The sequence below is a fragment of the Streptomyces roseifaciens genome, from assembly GCF_001445655.1.
In the GTDB taxonomy this organism is placed as follows: Bacteria; Actinomycetota; Actinomycetes; order Streptomycetales; family Streptomycetaceae; genus Streptomyces; species Streptomyces aureoversilis.
In genome coordinates this window covers 2,192,585-2,213,558 of record NZ_LNBE01000003.1, presented here as the reverse complement: position 1 = coordinate 2,213,558, position 20,974 = coordinate 2,192,585, and the positions used below count along the sequence as shown (strand labels likewise).

The following is a 20,974-nucleotide window of genomic DNA, read 5'->3' as shown; positions in this document are numbered from 1 at the left end:
GCCGGGTACGGGGGGTGTTGCGGTCCGGGCCCAGGCCGTTTCGGTGACTCCGGCCACGGCCAGGAGGACGAAGGCCAGCAGGCAGGACAGCAGTTGGGCGACTCTTCGCCGTGTCGGTCGCACAGGCCGCGCAGGCCGCGCAGTCCGCGCAGTCGGCATAGATCGCATGGATCGCAACACTCGTCACACACCCCCCATAGGAAACACACAGATACTCCCCACCTGATCGAATCCTCACGGAAGGCATCGAATAAATGTCTGATATTCGCCGATGCGGGGTTGAGTGGGGTGCGGTAAAGCGCAGGTGGGGACTGTCAACAGTGCCCTGTGGTGGCCGAGTGGCTGGATCTCGCCGCAACCTGATGCCGGCGTAAAGGACTTGCTCTTCGCCAGGTCGCCCGATGCGGGCGCCTTCCGGGCGCGGCCGGACGATCAGGCGCGCGGGCCGAGGAACAGGCCTCCACTTGCGTCGATGACCTGCCCGGTGATCCAGCGCGCCGCGTCGGAAGCGAGGAACGCGACCACGTCGGCGACGTCTTCGGGCCCGCCCAGCCGCCCGAGCGCCGTCGATCCGGTGACGAAGTCGACCAGGCCCGGCGCTTCGAAGAACGATCCGTTCGCCGCCGTCCGGGTAGCGCCGGGAGCGACCGCGTTCACCGTGATCCCCCGGGCGCCGAGCTCGTTGGCCAACGTCATGCTCATCGTCTCGACCGCGCCCTTCGTCATGGCGAAGGACGTCTGGGCGGGATTGGCCATCCGGGTCGCCACGGACGAGATCGTGACGATGCGCCCACCGTCGCGGAGCAGGGGCAATGCCCGCTGGATGATGAAGTACGGCGCTCGCACGTTCACCGCGAAGAGGTGGTCGAACTCCTTCCGCGTCGTGGTCCCGAGCGGGCCGGCGGGCGCGGCCGCGGCATTGTTGACGAGGATGTCGAGCGGCCGCCCGGCCAGGCCGGCCTCGACTCCCGCGAAGAGCGTCTCGGCGTCGCCGTCCACACCCAGCTCCGCCCCTACGGCGAACGCGGCCCCGCCGGCGCGCCCGATCTCGTCGACCGTCGCCGTGGCACCGTCCTCGTCGGTGCCGAAATGCACGACGACCACTGCCCCCTTGGCCGCCAGCCGGGTGGCGATCGCCCGCCCGATGCCGCGCGACGCTCCGGTCACGAGAGCCGTCCTGCCGGTCAGATCACTCATGTCCGCCCCCAAGTTGTTAGCCACTACCAATCTGGTAGTCACTACCATTCCGGTAGGGTCTACCACATGCCCGACCAGCACTCAACACTGCGAGCACAACGGCGAGCCGAGACGCAGCGCACGATTCAGGCCCACGCGGTACGGCTGTTCACCGAGCGCGGATACGACGCCACGACCGTGACCGACGTCGCCGAAGCCGCAGGCACGTCCCCCATGACCCTCTACCGGCACTTCCCCACCAAGGAAGACCTCGTGCTCGTCGACCACAACGGTCGGCTCGTCGCCGAGCGAATCGCCGCGTCGTCCGCCGCTCAGCCCCTGGTCCGCCGCATCGGCAACGCGCTCATCGACTCGGCCGCGACGTTGACCAGCGGCGGCCACGGAGACGATCTGACGGCGAACAAGCAGTTCCTGCTCGCCCGGCTCCGGCTGATGATCTCGACGCCGGCCCTGCGGGCCAGGCACTTGGACAACCACTACACCCTTCAGCAGACGATCGTCGACGCCCTTGGAACCGATGCCGCCGATCCCGACACGGCGTTCCACGCCCGCGCGGCGGCCGGCGCCTGCCTGGCCGCCATGCACACCGCGCTGGTGCGCTGGGCCGAGGACGACGGCCGGCCCGAGCTGCCCGGCCTCATCGCGAAGGCCTTTGCCGCCGCCTTCGGCGAAAACGTCTTCGTCGACACCGGACGGGACGCGTGAGAAGGCCCTTCCCGGTGCGCGTCCGGAGCGAGGCGGCTCCCGCCGGGCCGGGGCCATGAACCTGGCCCCGGCCCGGCAAGGTCAGCGCCTCCGGCCGCCGCGCAGCTCCAGGCGCTCCCCCGGGAACCGCTCGCGGAAGCCGCGGTCGTGGGAGACCGCGACCACCGCTCCCGGGTACGCCGTGAGTGCCGCCTCCAGGTCCTCGACGAGGTCGAGCGCGACGTGGTTCGTCGGCTCGTCGAGTACGAGGAGGTCCGCGGGCCGGGTCACCAGGCTCGCGATCTGCAGCCGCCGCTGCTGCCCTGCGGACAGCGACGTGACCGCGACGTGCAGGTCCTCCTCACGGAACAAGCCCAGTGCCAGCAGCTGTTCGGCGTACTCCTCCGGCAGGCCGGGCCGCCCGGCCGCGAAGGCGGCGAGCAGCGGGAGCCGCGTGGAGCGCGCGGGCAGCTCCTGCGCCAGGTAGCCGATGCGGGCAGGGCAGCGTACCGCGCCCGCATCCGGTTCCAGGTCGCCCGCCAGGACGCGCAGCAGCGTCGTCTTGCCCGCCCCGTTCTCGCCCGTGACCAGCAGCCGCTGTCCCGGCGCGAGCGCCAGCAGCCCGTCCAGCCGCAGCCGCTCGCCGACCGCTATGCCGTCGAGCTCGGCGAGCGGGCGGTCGGCAGGGTGCCCGCCGCCTGCGGCCGACAGCGCCGCCGTGAACCGCAGGGGTTCCGGCGGCGCCGCCACCGGGTTGCGCTGCAGGTGGGCCAGGCGCTCGCGGACCGACCGCACCTGCCCGCCGAGCTTCGCCTCGTGCGAGCGGCGGTGCTTGCCGAAGCCCTGCTGCGGGTCCTTGCCGGTGGTGGCCAGCCGCCTCCCGGCCGCCTCGAGCAGTTCCTCGGTACGGGCCACCTCCTCAAGCCAGTTGGCGTGTTCCTGCTCCGCGCGACGCCGTGCGGCGGCCTTCGCGGCGCGGTAGCCGGCCCAGCCGTCGCCGTACCGGTGCACCGTGCGCGCATCCCGGTCGACCTCGAGGATCGTGGTGGCGATGCGCTCCAGGAAGCCGCGGTCGTGGGTGACCGCGACGACGGTGCCGCGGTGGGCACGCAGGTGCTCCTCGAGCCAGTGCACGGCCGCCGCGTCGAGGTGGTTCGTCGGCTCGTCGAGGAGCAGCAGCTCGGGGGCCGCGGCCAGCACGCAGGCGAGCGCGAGCCGCGACTGCTCGCCGCCGGAGAGCGAGCCGAGCACGCGGTCGCGGGTGATCCCGGCGAGCCCGAGCCCGTGCATGGCGGCGTCGACACGGGCGTCCGCCTCGTATCCGCCGCGCTCCTCGTACGCGATGAGCAGTTCGCCGTATGCGGCGAGTTCGCCCTCCGATGCTTCGCCCAGGCGCTCCTCCGCCGTACGCAGCCGGCGCTCCATGTCGCGCAGTTCGGCGAGGGCGAGGTCGACGGCGTCCTGCACGGTGCAGCCCGGGTCGAGGTCGAGGGTCTGGGCGAGGTGGCCGGTGCCGCCGGGGAAGCTGACGGTGAGCTCTCCGGCGTCGGGCACCTCGGCCGCGGCGATCAGCCGCAGCAGGGTGGACTTCCCGGAGCCGTTCTCGCCGACGACGGCGGCCTTCTCGCCCGGGCGGACGGTGAAGGAGACCTGGTCGAGGACGGTCCGGGTGCCGTAGGACTTGGTGACGTCCTTGACGGACAGCTGTGCCACGGCAGCGGGCACAGCTGTATGGGCGCGTTCGCGCATGTGACTTTCCCTGGGGATACGAAGTGTCTACGGGCAGCAGAAACGGCGGCGTCGGCCGTGCCCGGACTCAGAGAAAGTAGAAGAAATGCATGGACCCACTTTAGCAAGACGATGCGTCTCGCCTCTACTCGTTTACTGTCGGGGTCCACGGGATGGGAGCGCCCTTCGGGGCGCCCCCGTTTCCACGTGAGGCGCTTGGGGCTACCCGCGCAGGAAGCTGTCCCCGTGGACGGCGATATGGGCTTCCAGAGCGGCGAGCGCATCGTGGGTCGCTTGCGGCGAGCCCGAGCCGCTCCGCTCCGCGTAGTAGGCCGCGCCGAGCTTCTGGAGCAGGTCGTTCCCGGCTCGCTTTTGGTGGACCTCGTCCACCTTCTGCTTCCCCTGATTGAGGGCGCTCTGGGCCTGCTCCTTGGCCCGGTCGAGGAATCCAGCCATGCCAACCTCCACAGTTCGGTGCCCGATCCCTACCCCTGCCCGTTCGGACAGGAATCGAACTTGGTCAAGGTTTCCCAGTTCGGCGGACGTGAAGGCGACCTCAGGCTGATCGTGCGCTCCCCGTGTCCGAGCCCCACGCTGGGCCGAAAGGCTGACGCCTCACACGGCGGGAGCCGGTCGTACACGAGGAGCCCGTGTACTGGTTCGGTCCCGGTCAGGCCCCCCGGTGACGGGGCAGGGCCCGCATATGTGAAGGTGGGCTCTGCTGAGCTGGACCGCGTAGGTACGGGGGGTTGTTGTGAGCCAGGTGCTCTATGGCGAGCGGTCGTGGAATCCGCTGGCACGGACCGTGGAGCTGACCGAGGAGCAGCTGCGGAGGGGCGGGGCGACCACGCCGCTGAGTGAGCTGAACCTCGGCGCCATGGCCGAGGCGTTCCTGCGCTCGTGCTGGCTCGGCGCCGGCGGGGCGGAGCGCCCGCTGGAGCGGCTCGCCGACGGGCCCGGGATCGTTCCCGTAACCCGCGTCACCGGTACGGCCACGCCGGTGAAGGTACGGGAGGCCGCCGCGTTCGCCCGCAAGCTGGGAGAGCTGGCCGTACGGCAGTGCGGTGGGCCCGAGCGGGTGGCCGCCCTGGCGGCCCAGGCCCGGGCCGAGGGCGTACCGCTGTGGATCGCGCGGCGGTACGCGCCGGGGCCTGCCGGGCCGGTCGCCGTCGCCGTGGACCGGCGTCTGGTGCGCGTCGACGTCTGGGGGCCCGGCGCCCCCGCCGTACGGATCCGGGCGCCGCACGGCTTCTACCGCGAGTCCCCCGGACCGTCCAACGGCCTGCACCTGACGGTCGGAGACGTTCCCGCGGAGCTCAGCCTCAAGAAGAAGCTGCGCAAGTCCAAAAGCTCCGTGGAGGTGCGACTGCACGGGCAGCACTGGGTGCTGCGTCGGGAGAACGCGGCGAGTTCGTGGCTGCTGCGCAACGAACAGCGTGTCGCGCTGCTGACGCGTCCTCCGCGCCGAACGGTGCTCGAGCCGGGCACGGTACTGCTGCCGCTGGCTCACGTGCAGTACGAGAGCCCCGACCCGCTGGATGCCGTCATGGCCCAGGTCTTCGCCGTGGCCTTCGGGCTCGGGGACACGACGGGCTTCGCGCGGTTCCGGGCGGAGCGGCGGCGCCCGGTGCACGGAGGCGAGCCGATCGCCACCGACGCAGGCTGGGACCGCCCCTGGTTCACCAACCTCGGGAAGGGCAGCGACGACAACGAGCCCGGCGGCAGCGACGGCTGGGGCGCGGACGGCGGCGACAGCGGGGGCGGAAGTGATGGCGGGGATGGCGGCGGGGGCGGCGACGGTGGCGGTGGCGGTGGCGGCGGCGACTAGATGCCGGCCCGGCTCAACCGGACGGCGCGACCGAGGACCACACCCCGAACCACTGCTCGGCACCGTACTCCTCGAACCGCTCCCTCTCGGCGAACCCCAGCTTCGCCGCGAGGCGCATCGCACGGTCGTTGGCGGTCCGGGTGCAGAGCACCACCGGCTCGCTGGGAAGTGCGTCGGCGAACCAGGCGAGTGCCGCCGCGCACGCCTCGGCGGCGTACCCGCATCCCCACGCCTCCGGCAGGAACATGTAGCCGAGCTCGGCCTCCCCGGCATCCGGACGGACGTGACCCGGACGCTCCGCGTCGCGCCGATCGAGCGTGATCATGCCGATCATCGCTCCGTCGAGATCGATCACGAAAAGGCCGGGGCGCCGCCCGGGCACCTCGGGCACCGCGCGCTCGAGCTCATCACGCGGTCGAGGGCCACCGATGTAGGTGCCCACCTCCGGCGAGGCGAACAGCTCGATGAACGCCGCACGGTCCCGGGCCTCGGACGCGCGGAGCACGAGCCGTTCGGTGCTTATCGGGGCAGGGGGCCAGGCAACGGGTCCGAGTTCGGTCATGGCGGGCAACCTATCGCACGGCTTGCGAGAGGGATCCGAAAGAGAAGGCCTAGCTGACGGTCCCCGCCGAAGGGCGTGATGTGCGCGTGGCGTTGAGGCTGCCGAGCAGGGACAGCGCCTGGGAGCTGGGGCTTCCCGGTTCTGCGTGGTAGATCACGACCTGCTGACCAGGCGCTCCGCGGACGTCGAAGGAATGGTAGGCGAGGGAGAGACTGCCGACCTCGGGGTGGACGAGTTCCTTGGCGCCGTGGGTCTTTCCGTGGACGGTGTGCGAGTGCCAGAGCTCGGCGAATTCCTCGACGCGGCGGACACGCGCGCGTTCATCGACGCGGCGCTCTCCGAGTACGGCCGGATCGACGCCGTCGTGAACAACGCGGGTGTGATGCCCCTCTCCCCGCTGGAAGCGCTCAAGACCGAGGAGTGGGACCGCATGATCGACGTGAACGTACGGGGAGTCCTGCACGGTATCGCCGCCGCCCTGCCCGCGATGCGCGCACAGGGCGGCGGGCACTTCGTGAACATCGCCTCCGTCGGCGCGTACGAGGTCTCGCCCACCGCTGCCGTCTACTGCGCCACCAAGTTCGCCGTCCGCGCGATCTCCGAAGGACTGCGCCAGGAGTCCGCCGGGGACGTCCGGGTCACCCTCGTCTCTCCGGGCGTGACCGAGTCCGAACTTGCCGACGGCATCTCCGACCCGGATGCCAGGGAGGCGATGAAGACCTACCGCGCCGTGGCACTGCCCGCCCCGGCCATCGCGGAGGCCATCGCCTACGCCCTTTTCCAGCCTCCGCAGGTCGACGTGAACGAAATCGTCGTCCGCCCTGCAGCGAGCGCCCAGTGACCGGCGCTCCTGTCGTCGGACGCGGCACCGGTTGCTGAACGACCCTCCGGGCAGGTGGTACGGAAGCGGCGCACCCATTCGGGGTGCGCCGCCTTTTTCCCCGCGAAGGTCAGCCGATCGTGATCATTTTGGCGACGCTCGGAACCCCCGCCGCATCGAGGGCGAAGAGCATGTACGTGCCGGGCAGGGCCACTCCGGGATCGCCCGGGACGGTCAGCTCGTACGAGGTGCTGCCCGTCTGCCGGAAGGTCAGCGGGACTCTCCGCTGGTCGTTGTCGACCGAGTGGGTCGCCGCCCCGGCTCGTACCAGGGAGAAGGCGGTGACCGGCTTGTCGGTCGTCACCGGCAGGACGGCGCCGTTCGCGACCCTGGCGGGCGGAGTGCTGGTGAGGGCCGGGCGGGGCTTCCGGCTGCCGTCCGGGTTGAGGAGGTACGGCGGGGTGAAGACGGCCCCGTCGGAGTGGTTGGTCGCGCAGTCGCCGCACAGCCCTCCCCCGCCCGAGAAGATCCGTCCGTCGGGCAGCAGGTTCGCCACGCTGTGATAGTTGCGCGGAACGGCCATGCTGGCCATCTTGGTGAAGGCGCCCGTGGCCGGGTCCCAGATCTCCGGGGTCATCACCGAGGTGGCGTCGCTGAAGGGGACGGGGTAGGACTGGCCGCCGAAGACCGCCACCTTGCCGTCCGGCATGACGACGCTGTTGCCGAACGAGCGGGCGTAGGCCATGTCGCCCGTGCGCTTGCTGACCGGCCGGGTGCCGTCACCGAGATCGACGGTGTAGGCGCGGCGGGTGGCGTTCGCGTTCTCGTACGCGGTGGCGCCGCCGAGCGTGAGGAGCTTGCCGATGTCGTAGGAGACGGCGTTGCCGTTCATGGCGTCCGGGCTGTCGGCACGCGTTCCCGCCGGCGTGACGGTGCCGTTGCCGGTGGTGTCGATCCAGTTGAGCTGCTTGCTCGGCCCGAGCTGCAGCACCCGGCCGCGGGAAGTGGCGTGCAGCCACTGGTGGTTGTCGGCGCGGTAGGGGCCGGCGGGGTCGGCGGTCATGGTGCCCTTGGCCGGTACGCCGGGAAGCCTCCGCCACTTCCCGGTCGCCGGGGACCACACCTCGCCGTCCTTGTCCCCGCGGGCGCCGCTCCAGGATCCGCCGAGCACGAACGCGTCGCCGTTCGAGAGCAGGGTCATGGCCTGGTAGCCGCGCGGGATGTTCATCTCGCCGGTGGCGGACCAGGTGTCGGTGCGCGGGTCGTAGATGCTGGCGCGGGACGCGTTGCTGCCGCCGGTGACCAGCACCCGGCCGTCGGGGAGCAGGGCGATGCCGGGGCAGAACATGTCGTGGCCGGTGTTGTCGACCCGGCGCTGGGTGACCTGCCCGGTGCCGAGGTCCATGATGGCGGTCTGGGTGTATCCGTTGCTGCCGCCGAACCGGTCGATGGCGTACGCGGACCAGGCCAGCAGCTTGTTGTTCGGCAGGACGGCGGTGGCCACGGGGACGAGCGGGAAGCCGGTGACCCGGTCCCAGGAGCCGGAGACGGAGGGGTCGGCGGGGCCGCTCAGCCGGACCTCGGCGGCGGAGCTCCACGGGCCGCGGTTGCCGGCCTCGGTGGTGGCGGTCAGCCGGACGAACCGGGCCGGGACCGGCCGGGTGAACGTGGTGCTCTTGACGGTGTCGTCGTCCTTCCACACGCCACTGGCCACGGGGCTGCCGAAAGAGACCCCGTCAAGGCTGGTGGCGACGGAATACGCGCCGATGCGCCCGTTGGCCCCGGACTTCCGGGGTTGATAGGTCAGCGCGGAGACGGTCTGCGTGCGGTGCATGTCGATGGTGACGGAGTGGGGCAACGGGGCCGCACTCCCCGACCAGCGGCTGTGCCAGAACGTGTCGGCGTCCCCGTCCAGGATGCCGGCGGCGCGGTTGTCGGCCTGCGCGGTCTCCTCGTCGCTCGCATCGGCGGTCCAGCCGGTGGTCGGCAGGTCGACGACGGAGGCAGGCAGCCCCGGGTCGCCCAGCAGCCGGATCTCGGCGGCGGAGCTCCAGGGCCCGCGGTTGCCCGCTTCGGAGGCGGCGGTCAGCCGGACGTACCGGGTGCCGCGGGCGGCGAAGCTCAGTGTCTTGGTGGTCGTGTCGTCGGCCAGGGTGCCGCCGGCGACGGCCGCGCCCCAGTTCTGCCCGTCGGTGCTGAGGTGGATGGCGTACTCGCCGATGCGGCCGTTGGGGCTGTCGGTGCGCGGCTGGTAGAGGAGCGCGGACACCACCTCGGTGCGGTGCATGTCGATGACGAGGGAGTGCGGCAACGGCGCCGCGCTCCCCGACCACCGGCTGTGCCAGAGGGTGTCGGCCTTGCCGTCCAGCACGTTGGCGGCGCGGTTGTCGGCCTGCGCGGTCTCCTCGTCGCTCGCGCCGGCGGTCCAGCCCGCCCTGGAGAGGACGGGCGCCGTCGGCTCCATGGTCGAGGCGGGTGCGGCGGCGTGGTGCGGGCGTGGCGGGTGGGTGCCGTGGTCCTCGGCGGCGGCCCCGCCACCGCGTGTGCCCAGTACGGGCAGGAGCGCGACGACGACCGCCACCAGGGCGATCAGGACGAGCCCTTGGGATCTGAGGCGGGAACGGCGGAACAGGCTGATTCTGCGGAACGGGTCGGGTAACACATCGGCTCCTGGAGGGCCTGGCCTGGAAGATCAGGCCCTGAGTCAGTACGGGCTGCCCCGGAACTGGGACGGAAGAGGTCACTCTTCTTGGCGGGAAGAGGGGTGTAAAGACGTCAATCCGGCCGATGCCTCGCCGATCTCGTCCGCCGTCATCGGCGTAGTGGCACGGGTGTACTGGGTACGCACAAGGGGGCTGGGGCAACGCCAACGCCAACGCCAACGGCCAAGTCGTGGCCGATGCCCCTGCTGCAGCCCTCAGCACCCTCCACACCTTCCGCACCTTCCGCACCTTCCGCACCTCGAGGAGCCTCAGATGCCGGACAGGTCCGACGCACCGCACCGTCTCGACCCGACGGGAGCCGGCCAGCACGCAGCCAACAAGCAGTTGCGCGCACGGGGCCCCGCGGTTCCCGTGGTTCTGCCCGGCGACGTCGCCGCTGTCGCGGTCACCCGGCACGAGGAGCTCAAGGCGTTCCTCGCCCACCCCGACGTCGCCAAGAACGCGCGCCACTTCACGGCGCTGCGCGAGGGCGGCATACCGGCGGGGTGGCCACTGGCCACGTTCGCCACCGTCGAAGGCATGACCACTGCGGACGGGGACGACCACCGGCGGCTGCGCGGGCTGGTCACCCAGGTGTTCACCCCTCGCCGCATCGAGGGGTTACGGCCTCGCGTCGAGGAGCTGACGGCCCGGCTGCTGCACGCGCTCGGCGAGGCCGCGCAGGGCCGTGGAACGGGGACCTCCGGCGTGGTCGACCTGCGCGAGCACTTCGCCCTTCCGCTGCCCATGGCCGTCATCTGCGAACTGCTCGGCGTCGACCCGGACTTGCAGGGCAGTTTGCACCGGCTGTCGAATCTGATCGTGAGCACCACGACCACCCCGGAGCGCGCCCTGGCCGCCAACCGCGAGATGGCCGACGTCCTCGGCCTCGTCCTCGCCCGGCGCCGCGCAGCCCCGGCCGACGACCTCACCAGCGCCCTCCTGGCCGCACAGGCCGAGGACGGCGACCGGCTCACCGACCGCGAACTGATCGGCACCCTGCTGCTGATGGTCATCGCCGGGCACGAGACCACGCTCAACCTCATCACCAACGCGGTACGGGCGCTGTGTGCGCACCCGGAGCAGCTGGCGCTGGTGCGCGCGGGAAAGGCCGGCTGGGGGGACGTGGTCGAGGAGACCCTGCGCTACGACAGCCCGGTGAGCTTCTTCCCCTTCCGCTACCCCACCCGTGATCTGGAGGTCGGTGACGCGGTCGTCCCCCGGGGCACCCCGGTGCTCGCCTCGTACACGGCCGCAGGCCGCGACGAGCGCGCGTACGGCCCGGACGCGGCCCGCTTCGACGTCACCCGCCGGCCCGCGGTCCGCCACCTCTCCTTCGGCCACGGCCCGCACTACTGCCTGGGGGCACAGCTGGCCCGGCTGGAGGCGACGACCGCCCTGGAGGCCCTGTTCGACCGCTATCCCGACCTCGCGCTCGCCGCCCCCGACCGCGAACTGCCCCGGCACCCGAGCTTCGTGGGCAACAGCACGGAGATCCTCCCGGTCCGGCTTCATCCGTAGCCGCAGGCGTCGCTACAGCCGGGCGAGGCGGTCGGGCAGGCAGGCAGGCAGGCAGGCGGTTCAGGACAGCTGGCCGCCGTAGTCGGGCAGCTTGAAGGCCTTCTCGTAGAAGCCGCCCGTGAAGTCGGTGGACCGGTTGCCGATGTTGGCGGTGATCGTATAGCCGTCGTGGGTGAGTTCCCCGCGGCAGCGCTCCTTGCCCTCGTCCTTGCTCTCGCCGTGCTCGCGCGTGCATATGGCGTCCACGGGGTAGCCGGCGTTCTTGAGCTCCTTCCGGGCGGACGACGAGGAGGTGCGGGCGGTGACGAACAGCACCGACACGTGGTGCTCCTTCGCCCATTGGGCCACCTTGAGGACCGGCTTGTTGGGCTGTCCCGGGTGGTAGTGGGTCTCCAGCGCGGTGTTGTCGATGTCCAGCACGACGGCGAGCCTTCCGTCGCCCCGGCCGGCGCGGTCCTGCAGCCACGGGATGGCGGGGCCGACGGCCTTCCGGACGTCGTCCTGCCAGGTCTGGTAGCCGGGCACGGCCCGCGACGAGGCGGCTTCGGCGGCGGAGGCGGTGCCCAGCGACGCGGCCGGCAGCGCGAGAGCCGCCAGGGCGGCGAATGCGGCAGTGCGGAGCTTCCCGACGAACATCAACCTTGTTCCTTCCGGTCCTGCGGTGTTCCGGTGTTCCGGTGTTCCGGTTTCCGGTGTGCAGCGTGTCCGTCGGCAAGATCACCACCGTAAAAGGGCGCAGGGGCGACCGAAAAGTGGCGTGAACGTGAAGAGGGCGCGACCCGCCGTTCATCTGACAGCCGGGCCCGGCGATGCGGTCCCATCGCCGGGCCGAGGCCACGTGCTTCCTGCTCGGCGTGGTTGCCCGCGTGACGGGCCGTCACCCACTTGAGGGGTGCCGCTGTGCGCCTACGGCTTCGTACCGGCCCCCGGCTGCATGCTCGACCCCATGATCTCGTCCCACCGGCCTCCGCCGGGCCGCGCCCTCGCCGGCATCGGCATCGGCATCGGCCTGCTCATGGTGGCCGCATCGGCCGCCTCCGCTGCCGCCGTCCTCGTCTCCCCTGCCCCGCCGGCACCGGCGGCACCGGCGCGCTCGCCGATGATCGGGCAGGCCGTCGGCGTGACCTGCAACGCCTTCGGGCCCACGCTGTTCGTCCGCGTTCCCTCGCAGCTGGCTTCGCTCCCTGCAGCGGCCGCTCCGGAGCTGAAGGGCTTCCCCGAGTGTCTTCACGGCATGAACCCGCCCGGAGGCTGAGCCTCATCCGGCCATGATCACCGGGCGACCGGGCCGAGCGCCTACGGGGACGGGAATCCGGCAAGTGCGGGCCACAGTTGCGGGTCCTCGAAGTCCAGTGCCCACAGTGCGGTGTGCTCGACTCCGTATTTGCGCAGGACGGGCAGGTGGTCGGCGATCCCCCGCGCGTCCTGGTACCAGACCTCGCGCTGCCGGGCGTCCTCGGTGTAGGTGAAGTGCGGGGTCCTGGAGCCGGGGTCGAGGGCGTAGGGCGCGCCGACGCGCTGTCGCAGCGCCTCGGCCTCGCGGGACGTGCGGTGGGTGGCGCGGCCGGGGTCGCCCACGCGGTGGTCCCAGCCGTAGGCGGGGATGCCCATCTCGATCTTCCGCGCGGGTACGTGCGCGGTCGCGTAGCGCAGGATGTCCTCGTACCACGCGGGGCTGGACAGCGGGCCGGGCGGGTCCAGGGCGTTGTGCAGGTTGTAGCCCATGATCCGCAGGCGGTCGAGGGTGCGGCCCAGGTGCGCGTAGTCGTGGACCGGGCCTTCGTCTCGCGTCGCCGTACGGGGGAAGACGGCGGCCGTGCATTCCTTGTGCAGGGCGTGCAGGCGGTTGCACACCTCGGTGACCAGGGAGTTGAAGCCCGTGCGCACCTGCTGGAGGACGGCGGGGGCGGCGCCGGTCTCGTTCATCTTCTCGTAGTCGAGGTCGAGGCCGTCGTACGGGCGGCCGGTGGCCAGGCGCACCAGGGTTTCGACGTGCGCGGCGCGGGTCTTCGGGTCGCCCGTCAGGCGTGCCATGCCGGCGGCGTCCAGGCTCTCGGTGACGGTGGGCACCACCTTGATCCCGGCCCGGTGCAGCCCGTCGATCACGGCTCGGTCGCCTGCGCCGGCGTGTTCCTCGATGCGGTCCGCGGCGGTGGCCTCGTACCAGAAGGGACTGACGGTGTGGAGCTGATCGGCGTGGGCGAGCGCGTCCTGGTAGGCACCTGCTTCCCAGAACGGCAGCCAGGCGGAGACCGTGCGCCGCTCCGAGGTCCGGGAGGCGGGCGGCCCGGTGGTCGCGGTGGCGGTAGCGGTAGCGGGAAGCAGCGCGCTCAGGAGGGCGACGACTCCGGTCAGGACGGCGGCGGCGTGTCTGCGGGCCATTCACCCAGCGTGGTACGCGGGTGTCCGGCGGGCGAGCCGCGATGGCCCACCCGGGGCTTCCGGGGGCGGGTTTCCCGCCGGGCCGGCGGCCGGCCGGCTGCCGTCGGTGGCCGGTTTGACACGCCCCACCCCGCGGCGCGTACTGGAAGAAGAACGCCCCGGGGAGCCCGGCGGGCGGCCCGCGGGGGCACTTGTGAAAGTGACCTGTCTTACGAACAATCCGGGACCGGCCCCAGAATCCGGCCTCCGCGGGAGGAGGCTCCCATGAGCATGGTCATCATCGAGGGGACCTATCGGGTCCTCGGCACCCAGCCGGACGGTGACACGATCCGCTTCCAGCCCGACGACCCCGGTTACTGGATGGACGTGCCCGGCCACAACAAGGTCGATCACGGAGGATCGGGGCACGCCACCGTGAGGTTCGACGGAATCGACACGCTGGAGACCCATTACCAGCCCGCGGGGGATCAGGTGCACCAGCCCCTCGAATTCGGGCACAAGGCCGCGGACGAGATGCTGGCCTGGCTCGGTTTCGCCGGAGTTCGACGCAAGGGCGGCAAGGGCGATGACCGCGAGACGGTCACATACGCCACACCCGTGTCCGTGCCCGGCTTCATCTTCGCCAGTGGCGTCGACCGGCCCCGTGGCCGATGCATCGCCCTGGTCTGCAAGGGGCCCATGCCCGTGGTTCCCGGCGGCGACGGCAAGAAGCGGTACCGATCCGGTGACCGGGTCGACGTCCCGGTGGATCTGCTGCGGTCGAGCGTCAATCACCACCTGCTGAGACTCGGCCTCGCCTATCCCACGTTCTACTCGGCGCTGCCCAGGTCCTTGCGCCAGGAAATGGCCGACGTGGCGCAGAAGGCCAGGGCGGACGCACTGGGGCTGTGGCCCAGTGACGTGACGAGGAACGGCGGGGTGACGGTCGCCGATCTGAGCACGCTGACGGACCACGCGGTGATCCTGCCCAAGCTCTTCCGGCGGCTGTACGACTACATCCGCTTCAACGGTTCCGCCTCCCTGGCCTGCTTGCCCGCCTATCTGGCCGGCGCTCAGGAGAGGTTCACCGTCCACTCCGCCGTTCACGGCGCGCCCGACCGCGGCGAGTCCTTCACCGGGCTGCACCAGCTCTTCGCCATCAGCGGTCAGAACGTCAAGCTCAAGTACGACATCGAGGATGTCGTCTTCGACGAGAAATAAGCCGCGCCAGGTTTCGGATCGCGAGGGTTCGGAGCGCCGGCCGTCGGGCGACACCTGCCCGGCAACCGCCATGACTTCACATCTCCGTTAAGTCCGACATATCCGGCATGCCCCCCGCCGAGGGCGCCCGCGACAGCGCGATCGCCAAGACCACCGGGCAAGCCGTAGCGCACAGACCGTGACTGCGACCACCGATGAACTGCAGCCACGGAAGAGGCGGATGCGCTCTTGCCGAGCCTCACGCGTGCCTGCCGGGCGCCGAGAGCCTCATGGTCATCCCGAGACGCGCCGGAGCGTCGAGCGCAGTCAACCGGCCACCACCCGTAACCCCCGAAACCCACCCGCACCACTCCGATAACATGATCCGACCCATGACGAGCACGCCATCGCCCGTCCTTCACCGGAAAACAGGCTATCCGGCACGAAGACTGACATATTTAACTGACAACTAACAAATCGGCCAAATAATTGATATCTATAGCATCGCGGGTGTTTTCGCGAATAAATCGCAGAATTACGTTCGCCGCGTGGCGTCGACCACGGACAATACTGTGGGCCACGGTGGGAGTGGTGGCTCTCGGATTCTTCATCACGCTGGAGATCGCCGCGCGTCATTACGGCCTGCCGGGGCCGATGACCAACCAGGTGAAAGAGGTGATACTCGCCCCCAAATCGGGGCCGCTGCTGTACGCCAGTATGGCGTTGATGATGGTGGTGCTCACCTGGCGGGAGCGGTTCATCGCGGCCGGCGTCGCGATAGGCATCGACATCGTCTTCTTTCTGGTGCGGTGGGCCGTCGACGCCAAGATGATGTTCGGCAACGGCGCGTTGTGGGTGATTCTGGGCTTTGCCGTCATCGCCGTCACGCGCCGCACCGGCCGGGAACGCACCCTGCTGCTGAAGGCCGTCGGGCTGGGCCTGCTGCTGGTGGCCGGCCGCAAGACCGGCGACACCTGGCTGCTCATCACCTCGAAGACCCGCCCGATGGTGCTCGACCAGTACGTGGCAGTCGCCGATCACGCGCTGGGCAACCCGTCGTGGCTGGCAGGCCGGATCGTCGAGGCCACCGGCACGGTCGGCGAGCACGTTCTCGACTACGTCTACATCCAGCTTGCGGTGGCCGCGGTCCTCGTCACGCTGTACCAGCTGCGCAACGTGGCGGCCGAGCGCCGCTTCCCGAGCCATCATCTGGTGCGCACCTTCCTGATGATCGGCCTCCTCGGGCCGGGCATCTACATGATCTTCCCGGTGGTCGGGCCGATCTTCGCCTACGGCGCCGACGGCGGGCACTGGGCGGTGGCCGATCTGTGGCCGAACACGCCGACGCCCATCAGCACCCCGCACTGGATGCCGTTCGACGAGACCACCCCGCGCAACTGCATGCCCAGCCTCCATACAGCGTGGGCCACCGCGATCTTCATTCATTCCCGTAAGGGCCCGAGGATTCTGCGATTCGGAGGCGCGTTCTGGCTGATTGCCACGCTCGGCGCGACGCTGGGATTCGGCTACCACTACGGCACGGACATCATTGCCGGCGTGGTGTTCACGCTCACGATCGAGGCGGCGCTGCGCTCGCAGGAACGTGGCTGGGATCGGGCGGGAATCCAGCTGGTCGCCTACGGCGCGACGGTCTTTGCCGCGTTCCTGGTGTCCTATCGCTATCTGCCGATGGAAATGGCCGAGAATCCGTGGGTGTTCGGACCGCTTCTCATGCTGATGATGATCTCGGTCATCTACGGCTACGTGCGGACCACCAGACTGTGGGAACGAGAACCGAAGGCCGCACCGGCGCGGCAGCCGGAACCGCAACCCGAACTGGTTTGACGCCACGGGCAGCACCCGGTCCTCCGAGGACGGCGACCACGGACGACCGGGCCGGCCCGGGTCCGGGTCCTGCCCGCCGACGCGGAGGCCGGAGGCCGACGACCGTCGGCCGAAGTCAACTGCCGGACGCGCCCCTCCCCCATGGGCATCATGTGGATTTCACACCGCGCCGAGGGCGCACGGGGGAGGGAGCGCACGCTCGCGCGCCTGGTCCTTCCCGTCCGAGCCGCACCTCGACCGCGCCGACCGCCCGCTCGACCGCGACCGCCTCGTCGATCTCAGGCCCGACCGCGACCTTCAGGCCGGTGACCTACTTGCCGGACGTGCCGGTGACGACCCGCTCGCCGTCCTTCTTCTCCATCCGGACGACGTACTGCCCGCCGAGGGCGTCCACTCCCCGGTGCTTCTGCTGCAGTCATACGGTCTCCGAAGGGCCCGCGGTGGTGGTCCGCACGGGCTCCGGATCCCGGTCCGGACAAGCGATCCGGTAGCGGCTCTCTTTGTCCGCGAGGCGCCCGAGCGCCGCGTCGGCGGCACTCCCTGCCGCGTTGGCCCGGTCCCGGATGCCGCTCACCAGCGCGGGTGCCGCGGTGCGCTGTCCCGGCGGGGTCGACGAAAATGCGTGGGCGAGTTCCGGGCCACGAACGGCCGGGAGAAGACGGTGACGGTCACGGATACTGCGGCCAGGGCGGTGACCGCGGCACCAGGGGTGAGGTGCTGGGCGACGCTGCCGGCGATCGCGGCGCCGATGCCCTGCCAGGTCATCCGGCCGGCGGACTCGACGCCCTGAACCTGGCCGCGGACCGGATCGGGGGTCAGCTTCATGAGCTGCTCCTGCAGGGGCAAGGTGGCGGCGAACCCGGCACCGGCAACGAACACCGCAGCCGTCAGCACCAATGTGGGCGGGTGGAGGCCGAACAGCAGGTAGGGAACGGCGAGCAGCAGCCGCAGGGCGAATGCGCAGCGGAGCCGCTGGTCGGCGGTGAGCAGTCGCCCGACGGTCAGGTCTCCGAGGAGCATGCCCGCCGACCCGGCAGCCAGGAGGACTCCGGCGTGGTCCGGGGAGTAGGAGATCAGCAGCGCCTCGCAGCCGACGATCAGGCCGTTGGGGACCCAGAGGTTCAGCAGCAGCGCCCGCCGGCCGGGGTGGGAGAAGAGCGCGATGTTCGTTGCCCAGGTCTGACGCAGGCCGGGCCGCCGCGTCAGGCGGATCGAGTGTTCCCGGGTGGTGGTGGCGACCGCTACCAGTCCGAGTCCGGTCAGAACTGCGGCGATACCGAAGACTCCGTGCGGGCTCAGGTACCGCAGCAGCACGGCGCCCATGGCGTAGCCGAGGATCGACATGCCACCGGACGTGATGTTCATCAGCGATCGCGCCAGCGCGTACGTGGAGACCGGAACGACTTCGGCGAGCAGCCCCATCCGTGTGCCCGTCCCCAAGGACTGGAAGAACCCCAGTATCAGGAGCAGGCCGAACCTGGCGGGCAGCGGCAGCCCCGGAATCGCCTGTGCGGCAATGCCCGCCAGCGAGAGGCACTGGAGCGCCACGAGGGTCCGGCGAGGCCGGCTGCCGTCGGCGACCGACATCAGCGTCAGTGCACCGAACACCGTCGCGAACGTGGCGCCGTACATGCTCACGGCCGTCAGGAAGGGGGAATGCGTCCGGTGGTCGACCAGCATCCCGAGCGCGAACCCCGACAAGGTGCTCGCGGCGGCCGTCAAGGTGAAGCTCGCATACAAGCCGGCGAACTCGCCGTTGCGGAGCAGGGCACGGTAACCGGTAGTGGGGAGGGGGGTGGGTTCGGATGTGTCAGAAGGCATGAAAAAAGCCTCCTGGCGAGCCCGTTGGGGGCGCCGGAGGCGAGCGCATTCATTTTAACAGACGGCTTCCGGCCCGCCTTTCAGCGGGCGGGCAGCAGGGGCCCGGCCAGGGCGATGGGCGAGCGGATCAGAGCGGCCGCCGGGATGGCCAGGGGTCGGCGGCCCCGGACAGGGCCGCGTACACGGCGAACGGTCTAATCGGTGTTCTCGCCCGCAGGAACCACGAGTCCGATGCCTTCGGCCGCCACGGCCACGGCGAAGTCGAAGAAGGCGGACTCGTCCCGGACACTGTCGTGGGTACGGCTGAAGACCTGGAACACCAGGAGCCCGATCAGGTTGCTCCACAGCACGATGCCGCGTTCGATGATGTCCGAGAACGGCGCGCCGGGCACTCCGCCGAAAAGCTCCACGGCTTCCGGCAGGAGCAGCGGAGGGCCTGCCACCGTCCGCCGGGGCGGGGTGAGTTCCCCGGCCTCCAGTGCCGACCGCACGATCCCGGCCAGCACCGCGGGGGTGCGCGAAGCGGGCGGGACCGTGTCCTGCGGGGCGTGGTAGTCCAGAACGGGCGAGCCGTAAATCAGCGTGAATTCGGCGGGGTTGTCGAACGACCACTTCCGCAGTGCGCGAGTGACCGCGAGGAGCCGCGCACCGGCCGACGCATCGGCGTCCATGGCCGCTTGGTCGGCCTGTTCCATGGCGGCGCCGGATTCGTTGTAGGCATCGATGACCAGCGCGGTCAGCAGGTCGTCACGATGCGGGAAGACGGCTTCCACGTCGGTGACGGCAAGTCCACTGCCGTCCGCAACGGCCTCCAGGGACAGCCCTCCGGCGCCCACCTTCAGCAGCAGCTGACGCGCGGTGCTCTTGATGACCGCTGACAGCCCGGTGTTCTCATCGGTGGTACTTGATCGGGATATTTCCATGGCCAAACCGTACCTGTCGGTTGCAACAGCTCCGGGTGCGTCGCCCCGATACTCTGCATGCCGTGATCAACTCAACTGTGAGACTTGATGATGCTGACGACGCCGACGTTGCGATAGCTGCTGCGCGTGCCGGCGCAGAGGCCGTGCGCGCCAGGTACGGGCAGCGTCTCACCCGTATGGACAAGGGTGCCGGGGACTTTGCCACTGACGCCGATGTGGCGGCCGAGGAGGCGATCCTCGGCGTCATCCGTGCTGCACGGCCCGAGGATGCGGTGTTCGGCGAGGAGGGCGGGCAGCAGGGTGCGGCCGACGCCGTGCGCCAGTGGTTGGTGGACCCCTTGTGCGGCACGCTCAACTACGCCGTCGGCAACATGCTCGTTGCCGTCAACGTGGCATTGCGCAACGGCCCGGCCGCGGTGGCCGATCCGTTCAGCGGCGAGGTCTTCTTCACCGATGGTGATGCCGCTTGGGCGCGGCGCGATGAGGGCGACACGCAACTGGCGCCGACGGCGGCCACCCGGCTGGTGGACGTGAACCTGGATCCGCCCTTTCCGAGTGCGCCTGGGTTCAGGGCCGTGGACTTGCTCGCTCACCCCGGCTTCGTCGAACGGTTCCGGCCGCGCGTCGTGTCCACGACGCTGGCGCTGGCCTGGGTCGCGGCCGGCAAGCGTGCCGCGTACGTCACCGATGGCGGCGACCTGGCCGGGAGCGTGCACTTCGCTGCCGGTATCGCTCTGTGCCAGGCCGCCGGCTGCGTGGTCACCGGAGTTGACGGCGCTCCGGTCGGGCAGGCAGGGCGTGGGCTCGTAGCGGCCGCGGACGCCGAGACTCACGGGCTGCTGATGTCGATGATCCACGGTCGAGGCTAGGGGCTGCGGCCTCGTGGATCGCGACGGCTTTGGTCGGGGTGTGACCCGAAGTGGTCGTCCGTCCGCTCCGGCGGGTGTCCTTCTCGCTGCGGACGCGGGCACGGACGCGGGCTCGTTCACGCCCGGAGCGGGCGGCATTCCTTTGCGACAATCAGAGACCAACTGTTCGTTCTTTCCCGGGGAGTTCCCATGAGACGTCATCGTCGTCCAGCCGTCGCCATCCTGGCGGCCGCCGCAGCCGCCGCCGCGGTCGTCGTGGCCGCGTCGAACGCCTCCGCGGCACCGGGTGTGCCGGCGTTCCTCGACCCGGCGGAGCTGCCTCCGCGGGCAGGGGCGGCCTGGTACGGCGGGGCGGTGACGAGTGGTGTGCCGGACCCACTGCCGTTCTGCGTGGGTGAGGCGCTGCCGGGAGCGACCTCGCGGCACCGGGCGTTCTGGACGGACCTCGACACGAGCGCCGTGCAGGTGACCGTGGTCGAGCGCGACGCGTCGCGCGCCGAGGCGCTGGCCGGGCTGCTGGACAAGGCGGTCAAGGACTGCGCGGGCAAGGTCGAGCAGGAGGATCCCGGAACGCGCGCCACGTGGCGCGACCTCGGCAGGGTCCAGGTGGCGGACGGCGCCCACGTGCAAGGGGTGCAGACCACGCGCGCCGAGACGGGCAGCGACGTCCACCTCTTCTCCGTAGGACGGGACGGCCGGACGGTCACCGTCGTGCACTGGGGCCAGATGGGCACGTTCAAGGACGCCCCCGTCAGCGGCTTCAGGAACACCACCCGCACTGCGGTGAACAAGCTCTACTGAACACCGGCACTCCCCTGCCCGCCCCTCGACCGCCTCGACGACGGCGGCTCCAAGCACTCCGACAACAAGTGCTGCCCCTCTCCCCCTGACAGCCGGCCGGCCTTCGATGGGT

General features: G+C 70.6%; 18 protein-coding genes and 1 pseudogene. 9 read left to right on the top strand and 10 right to left on the bottom strand.

The annotated features are described in order from the left end of the window. Positions 1-432: 432 nt before the first annotated feature. Entirely contained in the window at positions 433-1,197 is a 765-nt protein-coding gene (locus tag AS857_RS15270; protein ID WP_058043635.1) for an SDR family oxidoreductase, read from the bottom strand. 66 nt (positions 1,198-1,263) lie between these two features. Between AS857_RS15270 and AS857_RS15265 the strand changes: the two genes are divergently transcribed. Continuing rightward, entirely contained in the window at positions 1,264-1,902 is a 639-nt protein-coding gene (locus tag AS857_RS15265; RefSeq protein WP_058043634.1) for a TetR/AcrR family transcriptional regulator, read from the top strand. A gap of 81 nt (positions 1,903-1,983) precedes the next feature. Here the strand turns inward: AS857_RS15265 and abc-f are convergent, their stop codons facing one another. Continuing rightward, entirely contained in the window at positions 1,984-3,630 is a 1,647-nt protein-coding gene (gene abc-f, locus AS857_RS15260) for a ribosomal protection-like ABC-F family protein (protein WP_058043633.1), read from the bottom strand. Between the two features lie 201 nt (positions 3,631-3,831). Next, positions 3,832-4,065 carry a hypothetical protein gene (locus AS857_RS15255; protein ID WP_058043632.1) on the bottom strand — a complete coding sequence of 78 codons (234 nt, stop codon included), beginning with the start codon at positions 4,063-4,065 and terminating at the stop codon, positions 3,832-3,834. Between the two features lie 298 nt (positions 4,066-4,363). On the opposite strand from AS857_RS15255, the gene AS857_RS15250 reads away from it, so the two are divergent. After that, on the top strand, positions 4,364-5,437 hold the full coding sequence (locus AS857_RS15250) for a hypothetical protein (protein ID WP_058043631.1): 1,074 nt from the start codon (positions 4,364-4,366) through the stop codon (positions 5,435-5,437). Positions 5,438-5,450: 13 nt separating this feature from the next. Here the strand turns inward: AS857_RS15250 and AS857_RS15245 are convergent, their stop codons facing one another. Continuing rightward, positions 5,451-5,999 (bottom strand): GNAT family N-acetyltransferase, encoded by a 549-nt coding sequence (locus tag AS857_RS15245; protein ID WP_058043630.1) that lies wholly within the window; start codon positions 5,997-5,999, stop codon positions 5,451-5,453. Between the two features lie 49 nt (positions 6,000-6,048). Then, positions 6,049-6,291, bottom strand: a pseudogene (locus tag AS857_RS41360) (MmyB family transcriptional regulator); the annotation flags it as partial. Between AS857_RS41360 and AS857_RS15240 the strand changes: the two are divergent. Further along, positions 6,274-6,840, top strand: coding sequence for an SDR family oxidoreductase (locus AS857_RS15240; RefSeq protein ID WP_338058258.1), 567 nt, complete (start codon positions 6,274-6,276; stop codon positions 6,838-6,840). The pseudogene AS857_RS41360 and the gene AS857_RS15240 sit on opposite strands and share 18 nt — an antisense overlap. Positions 6,841-6,949: 109 nt before the next feature. On the opposite strand, the gene AS857_RS15235 is transcribed toward AS857_RS15240, so the two are convergent. Beyond that, positions 6,950-9,481, bottom strand: coding sequence for a discoidin domain-containing protein (locus AS857_RS15235; RefSeq protein WP_245699851.1), 2,532 nt, complete (start codon positions 9,479-9,481; stop codon positions 6,950-6,952). A 313-nt stretch (positions 9,482-9,794) separates the two neighbouring features. Here AS857_RS15235 and AS857_RS15230 point away from each other — a divergent pair, with 313 nt between their 5' ends. Then, entirely contained in the window at positions 9,795-11,042 is a 1,248-nt protein-coding gene (locus AS857_RS15230) for a cytochrome P450 family protein (RefSeq protein WP_058043629.1), read from the top strand. A gap of 60 nt (positions 11,043-11,102) precedes the next feature. Here AS857_RS15230 and AS857_RS15225 read toward each other — a convergent pair whose 3' ends face one another. Beyond that, complete coding sequence (locus AS857_RS15225) at positions 11,103-11,678, bottom strand: HAD family acid phosphatase (protein ID WP_058043628.1); 576 nt, start codon at positions 11,676-11,678, stop codon at positions 11,103-11,105. Between the two features lie 310 nt (positions 11,679-11,988). Between AS857_RS15225 and AS857_RS15220 the strand changes: the two genes are divergently transcribed. Beyond that, positions 11,989-12,297 (top strand): hypothetical protein, encoded by a 309-nt coding sequence (locus tag AS857_RS15220; RefSeq protein ID WP_144440826.1) that lies wholly within the window; start codon positions 11,989-11,991, stop codon positions 12,295-12,297. Between the two features lie 41 nt (positions 12,298-12,338). On the opposite strand, the gene AS857_RS15215 is transcribed toward AS857_RS15220, so the two are convergent. Then, complete coding sequence (locus tag AS857_RS15215; protein WP_058043626.1) at positions 12,339-13,424, bottom strand: glycosyl hydrolase family 18 protein; 1,086 nt, start codon at positions 13,422-13,424, stop codon at positions 12,339-12,341. A gap of 264 nt (positions 13,425-13,688) precedes the next feature. On the opposite strand from AS857_RS15215, the gene AS857_RS15210 reads away from it, so the two are divergent. Both AS857_RS15210 and AS857_RS15205 read left to right on the top strand, forming a co-directional pair. Then, a complete protein-coding gene (locus AS857_RS15210; protein WP_058043625.1) occupies positions 13,689-14,624 on the top strand; it encodes a hypothetical protein in 936 nt (311 codons plus the stop codon). Positions 14,625-15,137: 513 nt separating this feature from the next. Further along, positions 15,138-16,448 (top strand): phosphatase PAP2 family protein, encoded by a 1,311-nt coding sequence (locus AS857_RS15205; protein ID WP_275477367.1) that lies wholly within the window; start codon positions 15,138-15,140, stop codon positions 16,446-16,448. A 570-nt stretch (positions 16,449-17,018) separates the two neighbouring features. Here AS857_RS15205 and AS857_RS15200 read toward each other — a convergent pair. Further along, the gene (locus AS857_RS15200) at positions 17,019-18,269 is read right to left on the bottom strand and encodes an MFS transporter (protein WP_063804258.1); all 1,251 of its coding nucleotides are present in this window, start codon (positions 18,267-18,269) and stop codon (positions 17,019-17,021) included. 194 nt (positions 18,270-18,463) lie between these two features. Further along, the gene (locus tag AS857_RS15195) at positions 18,464-19,192 is read right to left on the bottom strand and encodes a TetR-like C-terminal domain-containing protein (RefSeq protein WP_058043623.1); all 729 of its coding nucleotides are present in this window, start codon (positions 19,190-19,192) and stop codon (positions 18,464-18,466) included. Between the two features lie 62 nt (positions 19,193-19,254). Between AS857_RS15195 and AS857_RS15190 the strand changes: the two genes are divergently transcribed. Both AS857_RS15190 and AS857_RS15185 read left to right on the top strand, forming a co-directional pair. Then, a complete protein-coding gene (locus tag AS857_RS15190; protein WP_058043622.1) occupies positions 19,255-20,061 on the top strand; it encodes an inositol monophosphatase family protein in 807 nt (268 codons plus the stop codon). Between the two features lie 189 nt (positions 20,062-20,250). Then, positions 20,251-20,862, top strand: coding sequence for a hypothetical protein (locus tag AS857_RS15185; protein ID WP_107105586.1), 612 nt, complete (start codon positions 20,251-20,253; stop codon positions 20,860-20,862). The last annotated feature ends 112 nt before the right edge of the window (positions 20,863-20,974 follow it).

Coding starts and splice junctions, on each gene's coding strand:
- AS857_RS15230 (WP_058043629.1), top strand. CDS start 9,795: ATGCCGGACAGGTCCGACGCACCGCACCGTCTCGACCCGACGGGAGCC.
- AS857_RS15195 (WP_058043623.1), bottom strand. CDS start 19,192: ATGGAAATATCCCGATCAAGTACCACCGATGAGAACACCGGGCTGTCA.
- AS857_RS15255 (WP_058043632.1), bottom strand. CDS start 4,065: ATGGCTGGATTCCTCGACCGGGCCAAGGAGCAGGCCCAGAGCGCCCTC.
- AS857_RS15210 (WP_058043625.1), top strand. CDS start 13,689: ATGAGCATGGTCATCATCGAGGGGACCTATCGGGTCCTCGGCACCCAG.
- AS857_RS15215 (WP_058043626.1), bottom strand. CDS start 13,424: ATGGCCCGCAGACACGCCGCCGCCGTCCTGACCGGAGTCGTCGCCCTC.
- AS857_RS15270 (WP_058043635.1), bottom strand. CDS start 1,197: ATGAGTGATCTGACCGGCAGGACGGCTCTCGTGACCGGAGCGTCGCGC.
- AS857_RS15225 (WP_058043628.1), bottom strand. CDS start 11,678: ATGTTCGTCGGGAAGCTCCGCACTGCCGCATTCGCCGCCCTGGCGGCT.
- AS857_RS15200 (WP_063804258.1), bottom strand. CDS start 18,269: ATGCCTTCTGACACATCCGAACCCACCCCCCTCCCCACTACCGGTTAC.
- abc-f (WP_058043633.1), bottom strand. CDS start 3,630: ATGCGCGAACGCGCCCATACAGCTGTGCCCGCTGCCGTGGCACAGCTG.
- AS857_RS15265 (WP_058043634.1), top strand. CDS start 1,264: ATGCCCGACCAGCACTCAACACTGCGAGCACAACGGCGAGCCGAGACG.
- AS857_RS15185 (WP_107105586.1), top strand. CDS start 20,251: ATGAGACGTCATCGTCGTCCAGCCGTCGCCATCCTGGCGGCCGCCGCA.
- AS857_RS15220 (WP_144440826.1), top strand. CDS start 11,989: ATGATCTCGTCCCACCGGCCTCCGCCGGGCCGCGCCCTCGCCGGCATC.
- AS857_RS15245 (WP_058043630.1), bottom strand. CDS start 5,999: ATGACCGAACTCGGACCCGTTGCCTGGCCCCCTGCCCCGATAAGCACC.